General features: G+C 45.3%; 18 protein-coding genes and 5 tRNA genes. 3 read left to right on the top strand and 20 right to left on the bottom strand.

What is annotated here, in order from left to right:
* Nucleotides 1–4: 4 nt before the first annotated feature.
* From CFT61_RS08045 to CFT61_RS08140, 20 genes are all read right to left on the bottom strand, one after another.
* Nucleotides 5–646, bottom strand: a complete 642-nt coding sequence (locus CFT61_RS08045; RefSeq protein ID WP_089543931.1) for a DUF4974 domain-containing protein — start codon at nucleotides 644–646, stop codon at nucleotides 5–7.
* Nucleotides 639–1,154: a sigma-70 family RNA polymerase sigma factor gene (locus CFT61_RS08050; RefSeq protein ID WP_089543932.1), complete on the bottom strand. Its 516-nt coding sequence runs from the start codon at nucleotides 1,152–1,154 to the stop codon at nucleotides 639–641. The genes CFT61_RS08045 and CFT61_RS08050 overlap by 8 nt, the downstream gene beginning before the upstream one ends.
* Nucleotides 1,155–1,347: 193 nt before the next feature.
* Nucleotides 1,348–5,682, bottom strand: a complete 4,335-nt coding sequence (rpoC, locus tag CFT61_RS08055) for a DNA-directed RNA polymerase subunit beta' (protein ID WP_089543933.1) — start codon at nucleotides 5,680–5,682, stop codon at nucleotides 1,348–1,350.
* A 31-nt stretch (nucleotides 5,683–5,713) separates the two neighbouring features.
* Nucleotides 5,714–9,526: a DNA-directed RNA polymerase subunit beta gene (gene rpoB / locus CFT61_RS08060; protein WP_089543934.1), complete on the bottom strand. Its 3,813-nt coding sequence runs from the start codon at nucleotides 9,524–9,526 to the stop codon at nucleotides 5,714–5,716.
* A gap of 112 nt (nucleotides 9,527–9,638) precedes the next feature.
* On the bottom strand, nucleotides 9,639–10,016 hold the full coding sequence (rplL, locus tag CFT61_RS08065; protein WP_089543935.1) for a 50S ribosomal protein L7/L12: 378 nt from the start codon (nucleotides 10,014–10,016) through the stop codon (nucleotides 9,639–9,641).
* A gap of 52 nt (nucleotides 10,017–10,068) precedes the next feature.
* Nucleotides 10,069–10,587: a 50S ribosomal protein L10 gene (gene rplJ, locus CFT61_RS08070; RefSeq protein WP_089543936.1), complete on the bottom strand. Its 519-nt coding sequence runs from the start codon at nucleotides 10,585–10,587 to the stop codon at nucleotides 10,069–10,071.
* Between the two features lie 18 nt (nucleotides 10,588–10,605).
* A complete protein-coding gene (gene rplA / locus CFT61_RS08075; RefSeq protein ID WP_089543937.1) occupies nucleotides 10,606–11,298 on the bottom strand; it encodes a 50S ribosomal protein L1 in 693 nt (230 codons plus the stop codon).
* A gap of 21 nt (nucleotides 11,299–11,319) precedes the next feature.
* Nucleotides 11,320–11,760 (bottom strand): 50S ribosomal protein L11, encoded by a 441-nt coding sequence (gene rplK, locus CFT61_RS08080; protein WP_089543938.1) that lies wholly within the window; start codon nucleotides 11,758–11,760, stop codon nucleotides 11,320–11,322.
* Nucleotides 11,761–11,821: 61 nt separating this feature from the next.
* Entirely contained in the window at nucleotides 11,822–12,364 is a 543-nt protein-coding gene (gene nusG / locus CFT61_RS08085; protein ID WP_089543939.1) for a transcription termination/antitermination protein NusG, read from the bottom strand.
* Nucleotides 12,365–12,376: 12 nt separating this feature from the next.
* Entirely contained in the window at nucleotides 12,377–12,565 is a 189-nt protein-coding gene (gene secE / locus CFT61_RS08090) for a preprotein translocase subunit SecE (RefSeq protein ID WP_089543940.1), read from the bottom strand.
* Between the two features lie 16 nt (nucleotides 12,566–12,581).
* Nucleotides 12,582–12,654, bottom strand: a tRNA-Trp gene (locus CFT61_RS08095).
* 61 nt (nucleotides 12,655–12,715) lie between these two features.
* Nucleotides 12,716–13,912, bottom strand: a complete 1,197-nt coding sequence (gene tuf / locus CFT61_RS08100; RefSeq protein WP_089543941.1) for an elongation factor Tu — start codon at nucleotides 13,910–13,912, stop codon at nucleotides 12,716–12,718.
* A gap of 89 nt (nucleotides 13,913–14,001) precedes the next feature.
* Nucleotides 14,002–14,073 (bottom strand) — tRNA-Thr (locus CFT61_RS08105).
* A gap of 12 nt (nucleotides 14,074–14,085) precedes the next feature.
* Nucleotides 14,086–14,158 (bottom strand) — tRNA-Gly (locus tag CFT61_RS08110).
* Between the two features lie 13 nt (nucleotides 14,159–14,171).
* A tRNA-Tyr gene (locus CFT61_RS08115) sits at nucleotides 14,172–14,253 on the bottom strand.
* 18 nt (nucleotides 14,254–14,271) lie between these two features.
* A tRNA-Thr gene (locus tag CFT61_RS08120) sits at nucleotides 14,272–14,345 on the bottom strand.
* Between the two features lie 100 nt (nucleotides 14,346–14,445).
* A complete protein-coding gene (gene hpf / locus CFT61_RS08125; RefSeq protein ID WP_089543942.1) occupies nucleotides 14,446–14,745 on the bottom strand; it encodes a ribosome hibernation-promoting factor, HPF/YfiA family in 300 nt (99 codons plus the stop codon).
* A gap of 23 nt (nucleotides 14,746–14,768) precedes the next feature.
* Nucleotides 14,769–15,653, bottom strand: coding sequence for a tyrosine recombinase XerC (locus tag CFT61_RS08130; protein WP_176425547.1), 885 nt, complete (start codon nucleotides 15,651–15,653; stop codon nucleotides 14,769–14,771).
* 147 nt (nucleotides 15,654–15,800) lie between these two features.
* Nucleotides 15,801–15,992, bottom strand: coding sequence for a 30S ribosomal protein S21 (gene rpsU, locus CFT61_RS08135; RefSeq protein WP_006848852.1), 192 nt, complete (start codon nucleotides 15,990–15,992; stop codon nucleotides 15,801–15,803).
* Nucleotides 15,993–16,130: 138 nt separating this feature from the next.
* On the bottom strand, nucleotides 16,131–17,918 hold the full coding sequence (locus tag CFT61_RS08140; RefSeq protein WP_089543943.1) for an aminopeptidase P family protein: 1,788 nt from the start codon (nucleotides 17,916–17,918) through the stop codon (nucleotides 16,131–16,133).
* Nucleotides 17,919–18,223: 305 nt separating this feature from the next.
* On the opposite strand from CFT61_RS08140, the gene CFT61_RS08145 reads away from it, so the two are divergent.
* The 3 genes from CFT61_RS08145 (at nucleotide 18,224) to CFT61_RS08155 (ending at nucleotide 21,736) form a co-directional block, all read left to right on the top strand.
* The gene (locus CFT61_RS08145; RefSeq protein WP_089543944.1) at nucleotides 18,224–19,216 is read left to right on the top strand and encodes a malate dehydrogenase; all 993 of its coding nucleotides are present in this window, start codon (nucleotides 18,224–18,226) and stop codon (nucleotides 19,214–19,216) included.
* A gap of 222 nt (nucleotides 19,217–19,438) precedes the next feature.
* Nucleotides 19,439–20,293 carry a DUF3737 family protein gene (locus tag CFT61_RS08150; protein ID WP_089543945.1) on the top strand — a complete coding sequence of 285 codons (855 nt, stop codon included), beginning with the start codon at nucleotides 19,439–19,441 and terminating at the stop codon, nucleotides 20,291–20,293.
* 240 nt (nucleotides 20,294–20,533) lie between these two features.
* Nucleotides 20,534–21,736: a MalY/PatB family protein gene (locus tag CFT61_RS08155; RefSeq protein WP_089543946.1), complete on the top strand. Its 1,203-nt coding sequence runs from the start codon at nucleotides 20,534–20,536 to the stop codon at nucleotides 21,734–21,736.
* The last annotated feature ends 21 nt before the right edge of the window (nucleotides 21,737–21,757 follow it).

The following is a 21,757-nucleotide window of genomic DNA, read 5'->3' on the forward strand; positions in this document are numbered from 1 at the left end:
AGGATTATTCTACAACAAGTTGCTCATTGTCCAAAGAGAGAATTATCTGTTGTGAATGATTCAATTCATCCACTACACTCTGCAGACAGTTCTCGCTGTTCCATTCATAATAGAAACGAAGCTGCTTGGCTTCCTGGTTCTGGAACACTACCTTCACTCCATAATACTCTGCCATTTCTCCGAGCATCGTTTCTAAGGAAACATTGTCGAAAGTCTTATGCACAATTTCCTTTTTGACATCAGTTGACGTAGCTTTATCACTGACAACAGCAGTATTTGGACAGGATGCTATTTTTACTTGAGACGTATCCCCTGCCGATGTTTTTTCTACCTGACGATGCGAACTGAATGTATGAATGGCAGCAAAGGCGATACCAGACAGCAAACATACACCAATAAAGGAAGCTGCGAGTTTGTGCCAATCAAAACGGGACTTCACTACCGGATGCTGTTCTGCAAACAATTGCCATTCCTTGTCTACATCCAAATCTTTCTCCGTCGCTTCCTTATCAAAAGCCATACGCATCTCCATCATTGTGAGATAGGTCTGGCGAGATTCCTCATCTTGAAGAATCTCCTTAATCTGAGACTCAGAATAATGCTCTGGGTGCTCAATCATGTCGATTACCTGTGTTAACTTATCCATTGTTCTTGGGATTAAAATGTTCTTTTATTCGTTTGATGCCTTGAGCAAGATGCTTATAGACGGCAGCCTCACTGATGCCTAACTCTTCAGAGATATCACGATAAGTGAGCTTTTGGCAATAATGCATATTGACTACCCGACGTGTTTGGAGCGTCAATTCCCGGTCTATAAAACGAAGCATCTGATCAGCCTTGCTCATCTCATGGTCTATCTCGCGAATGATTCGGTTTTCATCATGCACGATATCTACCGCATGATCCACCTTAAGACCAGCCTTGACCTTTTCATGAAGGGTCATCTTCCTGAGAGAATTCAAACATCGGTTTCGAGTAAGAACGACAAAGTAACCTTCCGTACTATTGGGCGGAATCCGCAGCTTTCCACTAAGCATATCTGCAAAAACATCGCTCACCACATCCCTTGCGGTCTCTTCATCCCCTAGAATCATCCTCGAAACGAGAAACATCTTTGAATAATGCTGGCGAAAAAGTTGTTCTATCTTTTCCATTTCTATTTTTATCTGTATTGTTTATCCCAAGAACACATCAAGGTATCAAATTCCCAACCCCAAAAGAAGAAAAAATATTAAAAAGTTGATTTGATATCATCAACAGGCAGGCAATATCAAGAAAAGAGCCATAGATGATGACTCACCTATGGCTCTTATACCTTATTATATATATGTTACTCTAACCTTCAGATTAGTCCACGATTGGAGAATCTGCATAGTCGAGTACATTCTTTCTGTTAGCCTGCATGCGCTCGTACTCTTCCTTAGAACCAACAACAAGCTTCTCCCACTGGCGGAGACCGGTACCTGCTGGAATCAAGTGACCGCAGATAACATTCTCCTTCATTCCCTCAAGGTAATCTACCTTACCACGAATAGCAGCCTCGTTCAAGACCTTAGTGGTCTCCTGGAAGGAAGCGGCACTCATAAAGCTCTTAGTACCAAGAGCGGCACGGGTAATACCCTGGAGTATCTGAGTAGATGTTGCAGCTACGGCATCACGAACCTGAACAAGCTTCATATCGCGACGCTTCAATGCAGAGTTCTCATCACGCAACTTACGGGCTGTGATGATCTGACCAGGCTTGAGCTCAGTGCTGTCACCAGCATTGGTAACAACCTTCTTACCCCAGATACGGTCATTCTCCTCAGCGAAGTCGAGCTTATCAACCAACTCCTGCTCCAAGAATGTAGTATCTCCTGGATCGTCGATACGAACCTTACGCATCATCTGACGAACAACCACCTCGAAGTGCTTATCGTTGATAGCCACACCCTGGAGACGGTAAACGTCCTGGATCTGGTTAACGATGTACTCCTGAACAGCGGTAGGACCCATGATAGCGAGGATATCGCCTGGAGTTACACTACCATCAGAAAGAGGAGTACCAGCACGTACGGCGTCATGCTCCTGTACCAGGATCTGCTTAGAGAGTGATACGAGATACTTCTTCTGGTCGCCAGTCTTAGAGGTTACGATGATCTCACGGTTACCACGCTTTACCTTACCCATAGTTACCTCACCATCGATTTCAGATACGACAGCTGGGTTAGATGGGTTACGAGCCTCGAGAAGCTCGGTTACACGTGGAAGACCACCGGTGATATCACCAGCACCACCTACGGCGCGAGGAATCTTAACCAAGACCTCACCAGTCTTAATAGTCTGACCATCCTCTACAACGAGGTGACCACCTACAGGGAAGTTATATGTACCTACAATCTCACCGTTTGCATCAATAACATCACAAGAAGGAACCATCGCCTTATTCTTAGAATCGGTGATGATCTTCTCCTCCAAACCAGTAGTCTCATCGACCTCGGCACGGTAGGTCTGATCCTTCTGAACGTCGTTGAACTTCAAGGTACCAGCGTACTGGCTGACGATAACGGCGTTGAATGGGTCCCAACGAGCAATCACAGTATCCTTCTCAACAATCTCACCCTCCTTGTGATACAAAGAAGAACCGTAAGGTACATTCAATGTAGCCAGGACGATGTTTGTATTTGGATCAACGAAACGGATTTCAGCCAAGTGGCTTACTACCTTCTCGCACTTGATATCGTTGCCTTCCTCATCTTCCTCTACGAATGGAACAGTGCTCAACTCATCAAACTCGATGCGAGACTTGTTCTTCGCAGCAATCTTAGCATTGGCAGCTGCGTTAGACGCAATACCACCGGCGTGGAAGGTACGGAGAGTAAGCTGAGTACCAGGCTCACCGATAGCCTGTGCAGCGATGACGCCCACAGCCTCACCGAGCTGAACCATACGAGCTGTAGCCAAGTTACGGCCGTAACACTTCATGCAGACACCCTTCTTGCTCTCACAAGTGAGTACTGAACGGATCTCAACGCTCTCGATTGGAGACTCATCGATGATCTTAGCCTTAGCCTCAGTGATTTCCTCACCAGACTTAACGATCAACTCACCTGTTGTAGGGTGGATGATATCGTGTACAGATACACGACCCAAGATACGCTCGTAGAGAGAAGAGATAATCTCATCACCATTCTTCAAAGCGGTGCAAACCAAGCCACGCAAGGTACCGCAATCCTCCTGAGTAATGATGACATCATGAGATACGTCAACAAGACGACGAGTCAAGTAACCAGCATCGGCAGTCTTCATCGCGGTATCAGCAAGACCCTTACGAGCACCGTGAGAAGCGATAAAGTACTCCAACACAGACATACCCTCCTTAAAGTTAGAAAGGATAGGGTTCTCAATAATCTGCGCACCTTCTGCACCAGCCTTCTGAGGCTTAGCCATCAAACCACGCATACCAGACAACTGCTTAATCTGATCCTTAGAACCACGGGCTCCAGAGTCAAGCATCATGTAAACGGCATTGAATCCCTGATCTGCCTCTGTCATCTCCTTCATCAGGATATTACCCAAATCGGTATTTACGTGAGTCCACGCATCGATTACCTGGTTGTAACGCTCCTTGTTGGTGATGAAACCCATATTATAGTTGTTGGTGATTTCCTCAACCTCCTTGCGACCACGCTCAACAATCTCCTCCTTCTCAGGTGGGATGATGATATCACCAAGATTGAATGACAAACCAGCAACGTATGCCATACGATAACCCAGATTCTTGATACCATCAAGGAAGGCACAAGCCTCTGCCATACCAACAGCCTTGATTACATTAGAAATCAAGCCGCGGAGTGTCTTCTTAGAGATAACGTCGTTGAAGAAGCCTACCTCATCAGGGATGATACCATTCACGATAACACGACCTACAGAGGTCTCAATCATACGCTTCTGGATTTTACCGTCAACCAAGTCGTCAACGATCACCTTTACCAAGGCATGGAGATCACAACGCCCCTCATTACGAGCGATCAAAGCCTCCTCAGGACCATAGAATGTCAAGCCCTCGCCCTTAGCACCTGGACGAATCTTTGTAATATAGTAGAGACCAAGCACCATATCCTGAGAAGGAACGGTGATAGGCGCACCATTAGCAGGGTTCAAAATGTTGTGGCTCTGGAGCATCAGGATCTGAGTCTCCAAGATAGCCTCGTTGCTCAATGGAAGGTGAACAGCCATCTGGTCACCATCGAAGTCGGCATTGAACGCTGTACATGCCAATGGGTGCAACTGGATAGCCTTACCCTCGATCATCTTAGGCTGGAATGCCTGGATACCGAGACGGTGAAGTGTAGGGGCACGGTTCAACATAACCGGATGACCCTTCATCACATTCTCCAGAATATCCCAGATAACTGGCTCACGACGATCAACAATCTTCTTGGCACTCTTGACAGTCTTTACGATACCACGCTCAATCAACTTACGGATGATGAATGGTTTGTAAAGCTCTGCAGCCATCAACTTAGGAAGACCGCACTCGCCCATCTTCAACTCAGGACCTACAACGATTACCGAACGAGCAGAGTAGTCAACACGCTTACCCAACAAGTTCTGACGGAAACGACCCTGCTTACCCTTCAAAGAATCTGAGAGAGACTTCAACGGACGATTGCTCTCGCTCTTTACAGCAGAGCTCTTGCGTGAGTTGTCGAACAAGCTATCAACAGCCTCCTGCAACATACGCTTCTCGTTACGGAGGATCACCTCAGGAGCCTTAATCTCTACCAATCGCTTCAAACGGTTGTTACGGATGATTACACGACGATAAAGATCATTCAAGTCTGATGTTGCAAAACGACCACCATCCAGTGGTACCAAAGGACGAAGCTCTGGAGGAGTAACAGGAATGATCTTCATGACCATCCACTCAGGCTTGTTGATTCCCTTGCTTGCACGGAAGCCCTCTACTACGTTCAAGCGCTTCAATGCCTCAGTCTTGCGCTGCTGGCTAGAGTCATTGTTGGCACGGTCGCGGAGTTCGTATGACAAAGAGTCGAGATCCACATTCTGCAACAACTGATAGATAGCCTCGGCACCCATCTTGGCAACAAACTTATTAGGGTCTGTATCTTCCAGACGCTCGTTGTCGCCATTTGGGTCGTACTGATCAAGAATAGCCATGTACTCGTCCTCTGACAAGAGGTCGAGCTTATGAGAACCATTCAGCTCAATGCCGTCAGCATCAGTCTTACCCTCAAGAATACCAGGCTGGATCACTACATACTTCTCGTAGTAGATAACAGCATCAAGCTTCTTGGTTGGCATACCGAGAAGGTAACCAATCTTGTTAGGGAGAGAACGGAAGTACCAGATGTGAGCCACTGGTACAACAAGCTCAATGTGACCAGAACGCTCGCGACGAACCTTCTTCTCAGTAACCTCTACACCGCATCGGTCGCAGACGATTCCCTTATAACGGATACGTTTGTACTTGCCGCAGGCGCACTCATAGTCCTTGGTAGGACCAAAAATGCGCTCGCAGAAGAGACCATCACGCTCCGGCTTATATGTTCGATAATTAATGGTTTCAGGCTTAGTAACCTCACCATACGAATTTTCCAGGATCTCCTCTGGTGAAGCGAGACCGATGGTAATCTTCGTAAAATTATTCTTTACCTTTGTATCTTTTTTGAAAGCCATGTTTCTATATCTTAATTAGGGGTTCTCAAAATTAATCAAGTTTGATGCTCAAGCCAAGGCCGCGAAGCTCGTGGAGCAATACGTTGAGTGACTCAGGAATACCTGGTGTAGGCATTGGATCACCCTTCACGATTGCCTCGTATGCCTTGCTACGTCCTACAACATCATCTGACTTGATGGTCAGAATCTCCTGCAATACGTGGCTAGCACCGAATGCCTCGATGGCCCAAACCTCCATCTCTCCGAATCGCTGACCACCAAACTGTGCCTTACCACCAAGTGGCTGCTGAGTAATCAGAGAGTAAGGACCGATAGAACGTGCGTGCATCTTATCCTCTACCATGTGACCCAACTTCAAGAAGTAAGTCATACCGACGGTAGCTGGCTGGTCGAACTGCTCACCAGTCTCACCATCATAGAGGTAAGTAGAGCAGAAACGTGGAAGACCTGCCTTGTCTGTCCATACAGAGAGGTCCTCAAGATGAGCACCATCGAAGATAGGAGTAGCAAACTTAACACCCAACTTCTTACCTGCAGCCCCCAGGATACACTCGAAGATCTGACCGAGGTTCATTCGAGAAGGCACACCCAATGGGTTCAATACCATATCTACAGGACGACCGTCTGCCATGAATGGCATATCCTCAAGACGTACTACCTTAGAAACGATACCCTTGTTACCATGACGACCAGCAAGTTTATCACCAACCTGAATCTTACGCTTCTTAGCGATATAAACCTTAGCCATCTGGAGAATTCCTGATGGAAGTTCATCACCGATAGTGATAGCAAACTTGCGACGCTTCAACTCAGCATCGAGCTGCTTATACTTGCGGATATAGTTCATGATCAGGCGCTGAATCAAAGTATTGGTATGATCATCCTCTGTCCAACCATTAGACTGTACGCCATCATACTCCAGGTTCTTCAAAGCTGTTGTTGTGAACTTGCTACCCTTGGTGATGATCTCAGCACCAGAGTAATCCTTCACGCCCTGAGAAGTCTTGCCCTCAGTCAAGGTGAGCAACTTATCAACCAAGATATCCTTCAAATCGTCGCCCTTTGCCTCGTACTCCTCATCAATCTTGGCAAGGATAATCTTATCCTGTTTCTTAGACTCACGAGTCTTAACGGCACGAGAGAACAACTTCTTGTCGATAACAACACCACTCAATGATGGGTTAGCCTTCAATGAAGAATCCTTCACATCACCAGCCTTATCACCGAAGATGGCACGGAGCAACTTCTCTTCTGGAGAAGGATCGCTCTCACCCTTAGGTGAAATCTTACCAATCATGATATCGCCTGGCTCGATACGAGCACCAACGCGAACAATACCATTATCATCAAGATCCTTGGTAGCTTCCTCGCTGACATTAGGAATATCAGAAGTGAACTCCTCAACACCACGCTTGGTCTCACGTACATCGAGTGAATACTCATCAACGTGAACAGATGTCAAAACATCATCGCGAACCATACGCTCTGAGATAACGACAGCATCCTCATAGTTGTAACCCTTCCAAGGAATGTAAGCTACGAGCAAGTTACGGCCCAAAGCCAACTCACCATTCTCAGTAGCATAACCCTCTGTCAGGATATCACCCTTCTTGACGCGCTGACCCTTGTTACAGATAGGACGCAAGTCGATGGTCATATTCTGGTTGGTACGACGGAACTTAGGAATGCGGTACTCCTTCAAGGCTGGCTCGAAGCTTACGAACTCATCATCCTCAGTGCGATCGTAGAGGATACGGATGGTTGTAGCATCTACATACTCTATAACACCCTCGCCCTCTGCAGTAATCATGGTACGAGAATCCTCGCACACCTGTTTCTCAAGACCAGTACCTACGATAGGTGCATCATTGTGAAGCAAAGGAACTGCCTGGCGCATCATGTTACATCCCATCAACGCACGGTGACCATCATCATGCTCCAAGAATGGAATCAAACCTGCTGAAACAGATGCAATCTGCTGTGGGGAAACATCCACATAGTCAACCTCTGAAGGTGGAACAACTGGATAATCAGCATCCTGACGGCACTTAACCACGTCGCGGATAAATGCACCATCTTCTGTCAAAGGAGCATTACCCTGACCGATGATCTTAGCCTCCTCATCCTCAGCTGTCAAGTAAACAACATCATCGTTGTTCATATCAACCTTGCTATCGTTCACCTTACGGTAAGGAGTTACGATAAAGCCGAGGTCATTGATCTTTGCATACATACAGAGTGAAGAAATCAAACCGATGTTTGGACCTTCAGGACTCTCAATAGGACAAAGACGACCATAGTGAGTATAGTGTACGTCTCGAACCTCGAAACCAGCACGCTCACGAGACAAACCACCAGGACCAAGGGCAGAAAGACGACGCTTGTGGGTTACCTCAGCCAATGGGTTAGTCTGGTCCATGAACTGTGACAATGGGTTGGTACCAAAGAATGAGTTGATAACGCTAGAGATGGTCTTGGCATTGATCAAATCTGTTGGAGTGAACACCTCATTGTCGCGTACATTCATACGCTCACGGATAGTGCGGCTCATACGTGCCAAACCGATAGAGAACTGGTTAGCCAGCTGCTCGCCTACGGTACGAACACGACGGTTAGACAAGTGGTCGATATCATCGACAGTAGCACTTGAGTTGATGAGCTGAATCAAATATTTGATAATCTCGATGATGTCATCCTTAGTCAAAACGCGGACATCAACATCGGTATCGAGACCTAATTTCTTATTAATACGGTAACGACCAACCTCACCCAAATCATAACGCTTGTCAGAGAAGAACAAGTTCTGGAAAACTTCACGTGCACTTGCATCATCAGCAGGATCTGCATTACGCAACTGGCGATAGATGTAGTTCACAGCCTCCTTCTCAGAGTTACTTGGGTCCTTGGCCAAAGTATTGAAGATGATTGTGTACTTGCTGGCAGCATCTACATCCTTATGCAAAAGCACAGAAGCAGCACCACTCTCTACAATCTCCTCAATGTTGTCGGCAGTAAGCTCTGTCTCACGCTCCATGATCACCTCGTTACGCTCGATAGATACAACTTCACCTGTATCCTCATCTACGAAGTCCTCATTCCAGCTCTTCAAGACACGAGCAGCCAACTTGCGACCGATAGCAGCCTTCATATTCTTCTTGTTCACCTTCACCTCTTCAGCGAGATCGAAAATCTGGAGAATATCCTTATCCTGCTCATAACCGATGGCACGGAGCAAGGTAGTAACAGGCAACTTCTTCTTACGGTCAATGTAAGCATACATCACATTGTTGATGTCAGTAGCAAACTCAATCCAGCTACCCTTGAATGGGATGATACGTGCAGAATAAAGCACAGTACCATTGGCATGAACACCCTGTCCGAAGAACACACCAGGTGAACGGTGCAACTGAGAAACAACAACGCGCTCAGCACCGTTGATGACGAATGTACCATTATCAGTCATATAAGGGATTGTACCCAAGAATACATCCTGGATAAAAGTACCGAAGTCCTCATGATCAGGATCAGTACAATACAGTTTCATCTTAGCCTTCAAAGGTACGCTATATGTAAGACCACGCTCCAAGCACTCATCGATGGTGTAGCGAGGAGGGTCAATATAGTAATCCAAGAACTCAAGAACGAAATTATTACGAGTATCGGTGATAGGGAAGTTCTCAGAGAACACCTTATACAAACCGTCATTCTTGCGTTCCTCAGGCGGAGTATCCAACTGTAAGAAGTCCTTAAAAGACTTTAACTGCACATCGAGAAAATCCGGATATGGATACGGATTATGCACGCTGGCAAAATTTACTCTGTTATCAACAATTTTTGTAGCCATTAGAAGTTATTAAATGGGGGTTTTATTAACATGATAATAAAAGACACAAAAAGGTTAGGACTCGCCTACTAGGAGAATCCTAACCATTATGTAAGAGATGTAATTAATCTAATTACTTGAGCTCTACCTTAGCACCAGCCTCTTCGATAGCCTTCTTAAGGTTCTCAGCCTCGTCCTTAGATACACCCTCCTTGATAGTAGAAGGAGCACCGTCTACGAGATCCTTAGCCTCTTTCAAACCGAGACCACAAGCCTCCTTAACTGCCTTAACAACCTGGAGCTTAGCGCCACCAACCTCAGCGAGGACTACGTCGAAAGAAGACTTCTCCTCAGCTGCAGCTGCACCACCAGCAGCAGGACCAGCAGCTACAGCTACAGCTGCAGCAGCAGGCTCGATGCCATACTCGTCCTTGAGGACTGTTGCCAACTCATTAACTTCCTTAACAGTAAGATTTACTAACTCTTCTGCAATAGCTTTGATATCTGCCATTTTATTCTAAAAATTTTATTTGTTTATACTATTAATATATGAAATGTTGTATTTACTCAGGACGCTCACCCAAAGTCTTAAGCACACCGTGAATAGTGTCGCCTCCTGACTGAAGAGCAGAAAGAACGTTCTTTGCTGGAGACTGCAGCAAAGCAACAATCTCTGCGATAACCTCGTTCTTGCTCTTGAGAGATGCGAGTTCAGCGAGCTTGTCAGCGCCTACATAGAAGCTTTCCTCAGCGTATGCTGCCTTCAATGCTGGAACGCCTTCCTTCTCGTATTCCTTCAACAACTTAGCTGGTACGTTAGCTGTATTTGTGAACAATACTGCAGTAGTACCCTTCAAGCTGCCATAAAGCTCAGAGAAATCGATGTCTGAAGCCTCGAATGCCTTGTGGAGCAAGGAGTTCTTAACAACAACCATCTTAATCTCACTCTTAAAGCACTTGCGACGGAGATTGCTAGTCTTCTCAGCGTCCAATCCTGTAACATCTACAAGATAGAAGTGAGGGAATTCCTGAATCTTCTGTCCAAGTTCGGTGATGATAGTATCTTTAACTTCTTTCTTCATTTTACAAAACTTTTAGAGTTATTCAACTGATTTAGGATCAATCTTGATACCCTTACTCATAGTGCTTGAAATAAAGATACTCTTGATATATGTACCTTTAGCAGCAGCAGGCTTCAACTTGATAACTGTATTGATGAACTCCTTAGCATTTCCGTAGATCTGCTCAGGTGTCATGCTGACCTTACCGATTGATGTGTGGATAATACCAGCCTTATCAACCTTGAAGTCAATCTTACCTTGTTTAACTTCCTTAACTGCCTTAGCAACATCCATAGTTACAGTACCACTCTTAGGGTTAGGCATCAATCCACGAGGACCGAGAACACGACCCAAAGGACCAATCTTACCCATGCAAGATGGCATTGTGATGATGACATCAATATCTGTCCAACCACCCTTAATCTTCTCAACATACTCGTCGAGACCTACGTAGTCAGCGCCTGCTTCCTTAGCAGCAGCTTCCTGATCAGGAGTACAGAGTGCGAGCACACGAGTAACCTTACCGGTACCGTTTGGCAATGAAACAACGCCACGAACCATCTGGTTAGCCTTACGTGGGTCAACACCTAAACGTACATCAACATCGAGAGATGCGTCAAACTTGGTAGTAGTAATCTCCTTTACCAACTCTGCAGCCTCTTTCAAAGTGTACATCTTCCCTGCTTCAACCTTATCAGCTACTGATTTTTGATTTTTTGTCAGTTTACTCATTTTTCTAATTGAAGTTTTAAATTATTTACCAGGGAAGTCTCCCTTTACAGTAATACCCATACTTCTTGCAGTACCAGCGATGAGCTTCATAGCTGACTCTACAGTGAAGCAGTTCAAGTCCTTCATCTTATCCTCAGCGATTACCTTTACCTGATCCCAAGTAAGAGAAGCAACCTTCTGACGATTAGGCTGAGCAGAACCACTCTTGATCTTAGCAGCCTCTTTCAACTGTACTGCAGCAGGAGGAGTCTTGATTACGAAATCGAACGACTTGTCAGTGTAATATGTAATAACAACTGGCAATACCTTACCTGCCTTGTCCTGGGTACGGGCGTTGAACTCCTTGCAGAATCCCATGATATTAATACCTTTAGAACCCAATGCAGGTCCTACTGGAGGTGAAGGATTTGCAGCGCCACCTTTAATCTGTAATTTGATTAATCCAGCAACTTCTTTAGCCATTTTTTTGTTAATATTTAAAATTGAAACTTATAAAAGGACATCAAGTTCTCGTAACAGAGCCTTATTCCTTTTCTACTTGCATAAAACCTAATTCCAATGGAGTTTTACGTCCAAAGATCTTAACCGTTACCTTAAGCTTGCGCTTCTCCAAGTTAACCTCTTCAATAACGCCGCTAAAGCCACTAAATGGACCTTCCATTACCTTAACAGTATCATTAACCAAGTAAGGACAATCGAGATTCTCCTCAAACTCAGTCTCTTCTACAGTACCCAACATACGATTGATATCGCGCTGTGGTACAGGAGTTGGTTCATCCAAACCACCAAGGAAACCTAAAACATTAGGCATGAAACGCAGAGTATGCGCAACATCGCCCTTCAGTCTAGCTTCTACAAAAACATAACCAGGAAGAGAAACCTTTTCTTTAACGACTCTCTTACCGTTACGTACAGATGCATGCTTCTCGAGTGGTATTAACACCTGAGAAACATTTGCTGCAAGTAAATCATTGTGCTTCATCTCAGCTTCGATGTATTCCTTCACCTTAGCCTCCTTGCCGCTTACGGCCTTCAGCACATACCATTTATTTCCTGTGTCTGCCATTTCCTCTAAAAATTAACCTGGATAAACTACACCCATAAAGGCTTTGAATACAGAATCCATCGCGAACACCACCAATGCAATGACTAGGGAAGCAGATAATACAACCATTGCACTATGAGTTAGTTCGGCACGTGATGGCCAAGTAGTCTTATGCGCAAGTTCATCGTAACATGCCTTGCAATAACTTACTATCTTATTCATATTATCTTCTATTTAGCACGGGTTGAAGGGCTCGAACCCTCGACACCTGGTTTTGGAGACCAGTGCTCTACCAACTGAGCTAAACCCGTAAGTTGACTTCCGCCTCCGCAGAAACGGAAGTCATATATAGTAAATCTAGAAAATTCTAAATTACTTGATATCGTCAAGAATTGATGTAATCTGACCAGAACCTACTGTACGACCACCCTCACGGATAGCGAAACGGAGACCCTCGTTCAAAGCAACCTTGTAGATCAACTCTACCTCAATCTCTACGTTATCACCAGGCATTACCATCTCAACTCCCTCTGGAAGCTTGATCTCACCTGTACAGTCCATAGTACGGAGATAGAACTGAGGACGATACTTGTTACCGAATGGAGTATGACGACCACCCTCTTCCTTCTTCAATACATAGATAGAAGCCTTGAAGTGATCGTGAGGAGTAATAGCACCTGGGTGTACAACTACCATACCACGCTTAACCTCTGCCTTATCAATACCACGGAGAAGCAAACCTACGTTATCACCTGCCTCACCCTCAGCGAGAACCTTACGGAACATCTCAACACCAGTGATGACAGACTTCTTATCCTCACCAAGACCGAGCAACTGAACCTCGTCACCTACCTTGCAACGACCAGTCTCGATACGACCTGTAGCAACAGTACCACGACCTGTGATTGAGAATACATCCTCGATAGGCATCAAGAATGGCTTGTCAACCTCACGCTCAGGCTCCTGAATCCACTCATCAACAACGTCCATCAAGTGCTCAACAGACTTAACCCACTTCTCAACACCATTCAAAGCACCGAGAGCAGAACCGCGTACGATTGGAGTATCCTCCTCATAACCGTACTGCTCGAGGATCTCATGAAGCTCCATCTCAACGAGCTCAAGCATCTCCTCATCGTCAACCATATCGCACTTGTTCAAGAAAACGACCAAGCGAGGAACGTTTACCTGACGTGCAAGAAGTACGTGCTCACGTGTCTGTGGCATAGGACCATCAGTAGCAGCACAAACCAAGATAGCACCATCCATCTGAGCAGCACCAGTAACCATGTTCTTTACATAGTCAGCGTGTCCAGGACAGTCAACGTGTGCATAGTGACGCTTTGCTGTCTCATACTCGATGTGAGCAGAGTTGATAGTGATACCACGCTCTTTCTCCTCAGGAGCATTATCAATCTGATCGAATGACTTAACTGCCTCAGATGTACCGAGCTTCTCATTCAATACCTTAGAGATAGCTGCAGTAAGAGTAGTCTTACCATGGTCAACATGACCAATTGTACCAATGTTTACATGCGGTTTGGTACGCACGAATTCTTCTTTAGCCATAGCTTTTTCTTTTTATTTATATAAATGAATAATCAATTAATTAATATATTGTCTCCACGCTTTCTACTTCTCACTTCCGCTTGAAGCAGAGCTGTAACTGAGAGTTGAACTCAGGACCTCTTCCTTACCAAGGAAGTGCTCTACCACTGAGCTATTACAGCATTTCAACATCGAGCGGAAAACGGGGCTCAAACCCGCGACCCCCAGCTTGGAAGGCTAGTGCTCTATCAACTGAGCTATTTCCGCTTATCAAAGAAAGTGGGTAGTGATGGATTCGAACCACCGAAGGCATAGCCAGCAGATTTACAGTCTGCCCCATTTGGCCACTCTGGTAACTACCCATGGTCTTTCTTTTTCTGAGCCTCTTGTCGGATTCGAACCAACGACCCCGAGATTACAAATCACGTGCTCTGGCCAACTGAGCTAAAGAGGCAATCTTTACAGCCGCAATGCGACTAAGTTTTCGACCTATCGGAAAACGGCTGCAAAGATACAACTATTTTTTCATTCCACCAAATTTTTCGGAATATTTTTTATCGATTTCTTGTTTTTTCTTTAAATTTGGTCAATTGAACCTTCATTGAGTCCACTGCTTGGTCAATTCCTTCCTCAAAAGTATCGCATGTCTTCTCAACGAACAATGTCGTTCCAGGGACAGCAACTTCAAGGTGAACTTCCTTATTAAGAGCGGTAGCAGGCTTAACGACCTTTAATTGCACCTCTACTTTCTGTATATCTTCATAAGTTTTCTCCAACTTGGCGACTTTCTTTTCGATAAACGCCTGTAACTTCTCGGTAGCGTCGAAATGAATCGACTGAATCTTAATTTCCATAGTGACCTCCAATTTTAAAAAGGTTACGCCCTAGGATGGGCAATATTATAAACTCGTTTTAATTGCTCGAACGTAGTATGCGTATAAATCTCGGTTGTCGAGAGATTCGCATGTCCAAGCAGCTTTTTCAAACTTTCAATTCCTACGTGATGATTCAGCATTGCCGTAGCAAACGAATGTCTCAACACATGAGGACTTTTTTTCTTCAACGAGCAAACCCTTGCGAGGTTCGTTCTCACGATATCCCTTACCTTTTCAGGCTGCATCCTTTCACCTTTATCAGAAAGGAAGAATGCCGGAGAAGAAGCTTCAACGCTTGCATCCCTCAACTTAAGATATTCGCGGAGCGTATTTTTAAGCTCGTCACCGAATGGCACTATTCTCTGTTTGTTTCCCTTACCCGTTATCTTGATCTCCGAATTCACGAAGCTGACATCACAGTCATCCAGATTCACGAGTTCCGACAGTCGCATCCCGGTTTCATAGAACGTTATAATTATGGTACGCGCACGTACATTATTATAATCATCGCCCCACACCTGCCTATCCAGAAGTTCATCCATCTCACTTTCCTTAACGAATTGTGGAAGAGGTTTCTCTTTTTTAGGCCCCTTGATGCTATATACAGGATCAGACTCAACATAATGTCTTGTCAAAGCAAACCGGTAGAAGGTTTTCAGAGCACTGAGCCGACGTTCGACCGTTGCAGCTGAGTTTCCCTTATCCATCATGCTTTCCATCCAATTCCGAACCATGTCAGAATCGACAGTCTCCCAAGAGAACGAATCAGACAAGCCTTTAGCAAACTTCTCGAAGTAGGTTAAATCATCCCGATAGCTTTCTACTGTCCGCGGCGACCTGTTCAGCTCACAGCATAAGTATTCCAAGAACTTGTCTATATTCAACATAACAGTTGTAGTTTTTGTTATTCGGCAACGAAATTACGAAAATATTTCGAAACTACCAAATATTTTGAGGATTTTTTACTTTTAATGCTCTCTTCTTGGATTTTTGCTTCCAATAAGAGAGCATTTTCATCCTCTCCGAGGACAATATTATTCCTCGTTAGCGCGCAACTGCTGTACGTAGATGGCGTGTTCCATCTTGAGACGCTTCAAAACAGATGGCTTGTCGTACTGCTGACGAGCACGCAACTCCTTAACAACACCTGTCTTTTCAAACTTTCTCTTAAACTTCTTGAGAGCTCTCTCGATGTTCTCACCGTCCTTAACTGGTACAATAATCATTTTTTTGCTTTTTAATTTATTATGTTAAACTTATGTTATTTCTAGCGAAATGGGCGTAATGCCACAAATTGCGGGTGCAAAATTACATCTTATTTTTCAGAAAACCAAGATTTTAGGCATTTTTTTGCTCTAAAACCTTTATTTTATGGCTTTTGTGGCATTTTTCAGCCATTTTTTCTCTTCTTCATCGAGATAAGGAGCCAATCTTGCATACACTTCAGCATGATAATCATTGAGCCATGCAATCTCTTCCGGCAAGAGCATTTCTACATCTATCGGAGTGGTGTCGATCGGACAGAGGGTAAGGGATTCTATCTGAAGGAACTTACCGAATTCTGTCTCCTTATAATCTTGAATCAGTACGGTATTCTCGATTCTCACGCCGAACTTTCCAGCAAGATAGAGTCCTGGCTCATCTGTCAGCGTCATTCCTGCACGGAGAGGTGCCGGCATATATTCCATACGAACCTGATGAGGACCCTCATGCACATTCAGATAAGAACCTACACCATGTCCGGTACCGTGAAGGAAGTTCAGGCCTTCTCTCCACATGCATTCTCTGGCAAGCGCATCCAACTGAGTACCAGAAGCTCCATCCGGGAATTTTGCCAACTCCAGCTGGATGTGTCCCTTGAGAACCAAGGTGTAGATATGCTTCATCTCGTCTGTTACTGGACCAAGAGCGATGGTACGGGTGAGGTCTGTAGTTGCATCCTGATACTGGGCTCCGGAATCCAGCAGAAGAAGTCCTTCCGGCTTGAGCGGAATATCGGTCTCAGGAGATGCCTCGTAATGCACGATAGCTCCATGCTCCTGATAACCTGCTATTGTATCAAACGAGATGTCGCGGAACAAATCCTGCTCAGCACGCAATGCTGTCAACTTCTTATCGATGGAAATCTCGGTCTCACCTCCAGCTTCCACAGCAGGGAGCAGCCATTTCAGGAACTTGACCATTGCCACACCATCACGTACCATTGCTCGGCGATAGCCAGCAATTTCAGCTTCACTCTTCACAGCCTTCATAGCTGGGATTGGAGAGTTCTGGGAAATGATCTCCTGGCATTTCACGGTTTTCCAAAGATGATAACTGGTTTCATTGCCATCCAGGAGAATATTATATTCTGCATACTGCTTCAATCCCTCTTCCACCTTATTATAATTATATACAGAGATACCAGCTTCCTGGAGATAAGCACGAATTTCATCTGTAAGCTTAGCCTCATCTACAAAAAGCGACACCTTATCAGATGCAATCAGGAGATAACTAACGAATACCGGATTGCAATGCACATCCGTACCACGCAAGTTCAAGGTCCAGGCAATATCATCGAGTGCAGACACCAGCATACCATCAGCATGAACACCTCGCAAAGCCTTTCTGACTCGAGCTATCTTAGAAACGGCTGTCTCACCGGCAAAATCCATAGGCTGAATCTCCACCGGATTTTCCGGAATAGCAGGACGATTTTTCCATATCTCCTTCAATGGATCAAAATTAGTGCGCAAGGTAATACCACCCTCCTTACGCAAATCAGAGATAAGTGCCGAGGTCATTGAGTATGAGTTGACCATACCATCCAGTCCGACCTCTGGAGATGCAACATCTGCCAATTCCTTTCCCAGCCATTCTGCAATAGTAGGAGTTCCAGGAATCTTGAGCTTCATTAACTGAAATTCTGTTCCACTCAACTGTTCTTCTGCCGCAAGGAAGTAGCGGGAGTCTGTCCACAATGCAGCAGAGTTCATGGTTACTACAGCGGTTCCAGCCGATCCGTTGAATCCGGAGATCCAAGCTCTGCCGAGCCAATGGTCTGCCACATACTCACTCTGATGAGCATCCGTACTAGGGAAGATAAAGGCAGCCAGATGCTCACGCTTCATCACTTCCCTCAAGCTAGCTAATCTTAGATTGATTTCATTCATAATTGCCAAGTATTGATAATAACATATTCGATTTTCATGCCATTTACCGCCTCCAGAGCAGAGGAAATAACGGCATTTTGCTAATTAGAGATTACAAAGATACTAATTTTAAGAATTAATCACAAATTTAAGCGAAAAATAATGCACGTTTTACATTACTTTTTATTAATTTTGCGGTCGGAAAGCTAAAAGTGCGAGATTTACGGTCTTTTTAACCGATAGCAATCCCAAAAAGCAAGGGCTGCGACCAGGTGCCGCCTACCCTAACAAGAAATTTATAAACACTTAAATAAAAAATTGTAGTTATGGAATTTTTAACAAATGACAAGCTCGTTATCGTCGGTGCAGGCGGTATGATTGGTTCTAACATGGTTCAGAGCGCTTTGATGCTCGGTCTTACTCCTAATATTTGTCTCTACGACATCTTCGAGCCAGGTGTTCACGGTGTATTCGATGAGATTCAGCAGTGCGCATTCCCTGGTGTTAACGTTACTTATACAGTAAATCCAGAGGAAGCTTTCACTGGCGCTAAGTACATCATCTCTTCTGGTGGTGCTCCTCGTAAGGAGGGTATGACTCGTGAGGACCTTCTCAAGGGTAACTGCAAGATCGCTGCTGAGTTCGGTGACAATATCAAGAAGTACTGCCCAGAGGTTGAGCACGTAGTTGTTATCTTCAACCCAGCTGACGTTACAGCTTTGACAGCTCTTATCCACTCTGGTTTGAAGCCAAATCAGTTGACTTCACTCGCAGCACTCGACTCTACTCGTTTGCAGCAGGCTTTGGCTCTCGAGTTCGGTGTACAGCAGGATAAGGTTACTGGCGCTCACACTTATGGTGGTCACGGCGAGCAGATGGCAGTATTTGCTTCTCAGGTTAAGGTTGACGGCAAGCCATTGGCAGAGATGGGTCTTTCTGACGAGCGTTGGGAGGAGATCAAGCACCACACAGTACAGGGTGGTTCTAACATCATCAAGCTCCGTGGCCGTTCTTCATTCCAGAGCCCAGCTTACAACGCAGTTAAGATGATCGAGGCTGCTATGGGTGGTGAGAAGTTCACATTGCCAGCAGGTTGCTATGTAAACCACGACAAGCTCGGTTTCAAGAACGTAATGATGGCTATGCCTACTACTATCGACAAGACTGGTGTTCACTTCACAGAGCCTACAGGTACTGAGGAAGAGCTCGCTAGCCTCCAGAAGTCTTACGAGCACCTCTGCAAGATGCGCGATGAGATCGTAGAGCTTGGCATCGTTCCTCCAGTAGCTGAGTGGAAAGAGATGAACCCTAACTTGTAATTCTCCACTTCGGATTTTTAGAAGTTAACTCGATAAGGGCTGAATCGTGAAAATGCTTCATGATTCAGCCTTTTTTGATTTCCATTTTTCCTGCCTTCAGCAACTTTATCCGCAAATACGCCATAAAGTTACACTTTTCAGTAAATCGGGTTATACGACTTTGGCATTATTTTTGTAATTTTGCAAACAGAAATAACAAATAAGAAAGGATAATAGAAAATTATGGAACAGATAAAGAACAAATCATTCGGAGGCGAGCGCCCTCTCTTCGGTGCTCACGATGTACGCCTGGAGGACATCACGATTACAGATGGCGAGTCGGGCATCAAGTGCTGCAAGAACATAGAATGCCACCATTCTAAGTTTTATGGCAAATACCCTTGGTGGCATGTGGATGGCTCCCTCATCACAGACTGCTACTTCGCCCCAGAGAGCCGTTCCGCCATCTGGTATAGTGATAATATGGTGATGAAAGACAGCACCATCGATGGTCCTAAGTTCTTCCGCGAAATGAAGAATCTGGAATTGGAGAACGTCAACATCACGGATGCAGACGAGACTTTCTGGAAGGTAGATGGTCTGAAACTGAAGAACGTAAAGCTTCACGACGGCACCTATCCATTCATGTTTTCCAAGAACATCTATGTAGATGGATTGGAGAGCGACTCCAAGTATGTATTCCAATACTGCAGTAACGTGGAGATTCACCATGCCAAGATAACTACCAAGGATAGTTTCTGGGAGTGCGAGAATGTGACGGTTTATGATTCAGAACTGAATGGCGAGTATCTTGCCTGGCACAGCAAGAACATCAAGTTCGTACGTTGCCACATCAGCGGCGAGCAGCCACTCTGCTATATGGATCATGTCACACTCGAAGACTGCACCTTCGATAAGGAATGCGACCGCGCCTTTGAGGATTGCATGAACATCAATGCACACATCAAGGGAAGCATCACCAATATCAAGAACCCTATTTCCGGAAGAATTGAGGCAGACGAAGTGGAAAGCATAACCTATACAGAGTTTGCCAAGGCGCCAAAGGGAGCATGTGAGATCATCGACCATTCGAAATAGCAGAAGCATTCATTGCGATTCTGTATTCCCTTAAACAAAATAAGCATTGCCATTAAGGAGAATTGTTCTTAGTATTAAGAGAAATCTCCGTTCATAAACGTTGAACGGACATTCAAAAGTGTTGAACGTAAGTTCAGCAGTGTTGAACATACGTTCAACACTTATGAACGGAGATTTTGATTAAGGAAAAGGAGATTTATCCTACGAGCAATGAAGAAATAACATAGATAGAAAACAAAAATGAAATACAATTTTGATGAAATCATCGAACGTCGCGGTACCAATTCCTATAAATGGGATCTGGTAAAGGAAGACGGCGTTATTCCGATGTGGGTAGCAGACATGGATTTCCAGACCGCTCCCTGCATCATCGAAGCTCTGCAGAAGCGCGTAGCTCACGGCATCTTCGGCTACACCCTCGTACCGGACTCTTATTACGAGGCAATCATCAACTGGTTTTCCCGCCGCCATCAGTGGAAGATAGAGAAAGACTGGATTCTCTATACTTCGGGCGTAGTACCTGCCATCTCCAGCTGCCTGAAGGCTATCTGCATGCCAGGCGAGAAGGTTTTGGTGCAGACTCCTGTGTACAACTGCTTCTTCTCCTGTATCAAGAACAGTGGCTGCGAAGTGGAAGAGAATGAACTGAAGCGTGTAGGCAACTGCACTTACGAGATAGATTTCGAAGACTTCGAGCGCAAGTGTGCCGATGAGAAGACCACCGCATTCATCCTCTGCAACCCTCACAACCCTGCAGGAAGAGTATGGAAGAAGGAGGAACTGGAGCGAATGAATGATATCTGTCTCAAGCATAACGTGAAGATTATCGCCGATGAAATCCACTGCGAGCTCGTCATGCCTGGCTATCACTACACTCCATTTGCCAGCATCAGCGAAGCTTGCCGTGACAACTGCGTCGTTTTGAATTCCCCATCAAAATCATTCAATATCGCCGGACTTCAGATTGCCAACATCATCTGTCCGGATGCAGCATTGCGCCGCCGCATCAACCGTGCCATCAACATCAACGAAGTATGCGATGTCAATCCTTTCGGCGTCATCGCTCTCCAGGCTGCCTACAACGAGGGTGAGGAATGGCTCGACGAACTGAACCAATATCTCTACGAGAACTATCAGGCAGTAAAGGAATTCTTCAATTCTGAGTTGCCGCAGGTTCGCGTTACCCGTCTTGAGGGCACTTACCTGGTTTGGCTCGATATCCTGCCATTCGAGTTATCAAGCGACGAGGCTTACGAAAAGCTGATGAATGACGGCAAGGTGTTCGTCAACAGCGGTACGATGTATGGCAGGAAGGCTGGTCAGGGCTACCTGCGCCTCAACATCGCCTGTCCTCGCAAGACCCTGATGCAGGGTTTGATTCGCATCGCACGAGTTCTCAGCCAGTATATGGATGAAGAGGATTTGAGCGGATGCCCTGCATAAAAGAGCGAATAAAGAGAAAAG

The sequence above is a fragment of the Segatella copri genome, from assembly GCF_002224675.1.
Lineage (GTDB): Bacteria > Bacteroidota > Bacteroidia > Bacteroidales > Bacteroidaceae > Prevotella > Prevotella copri_U.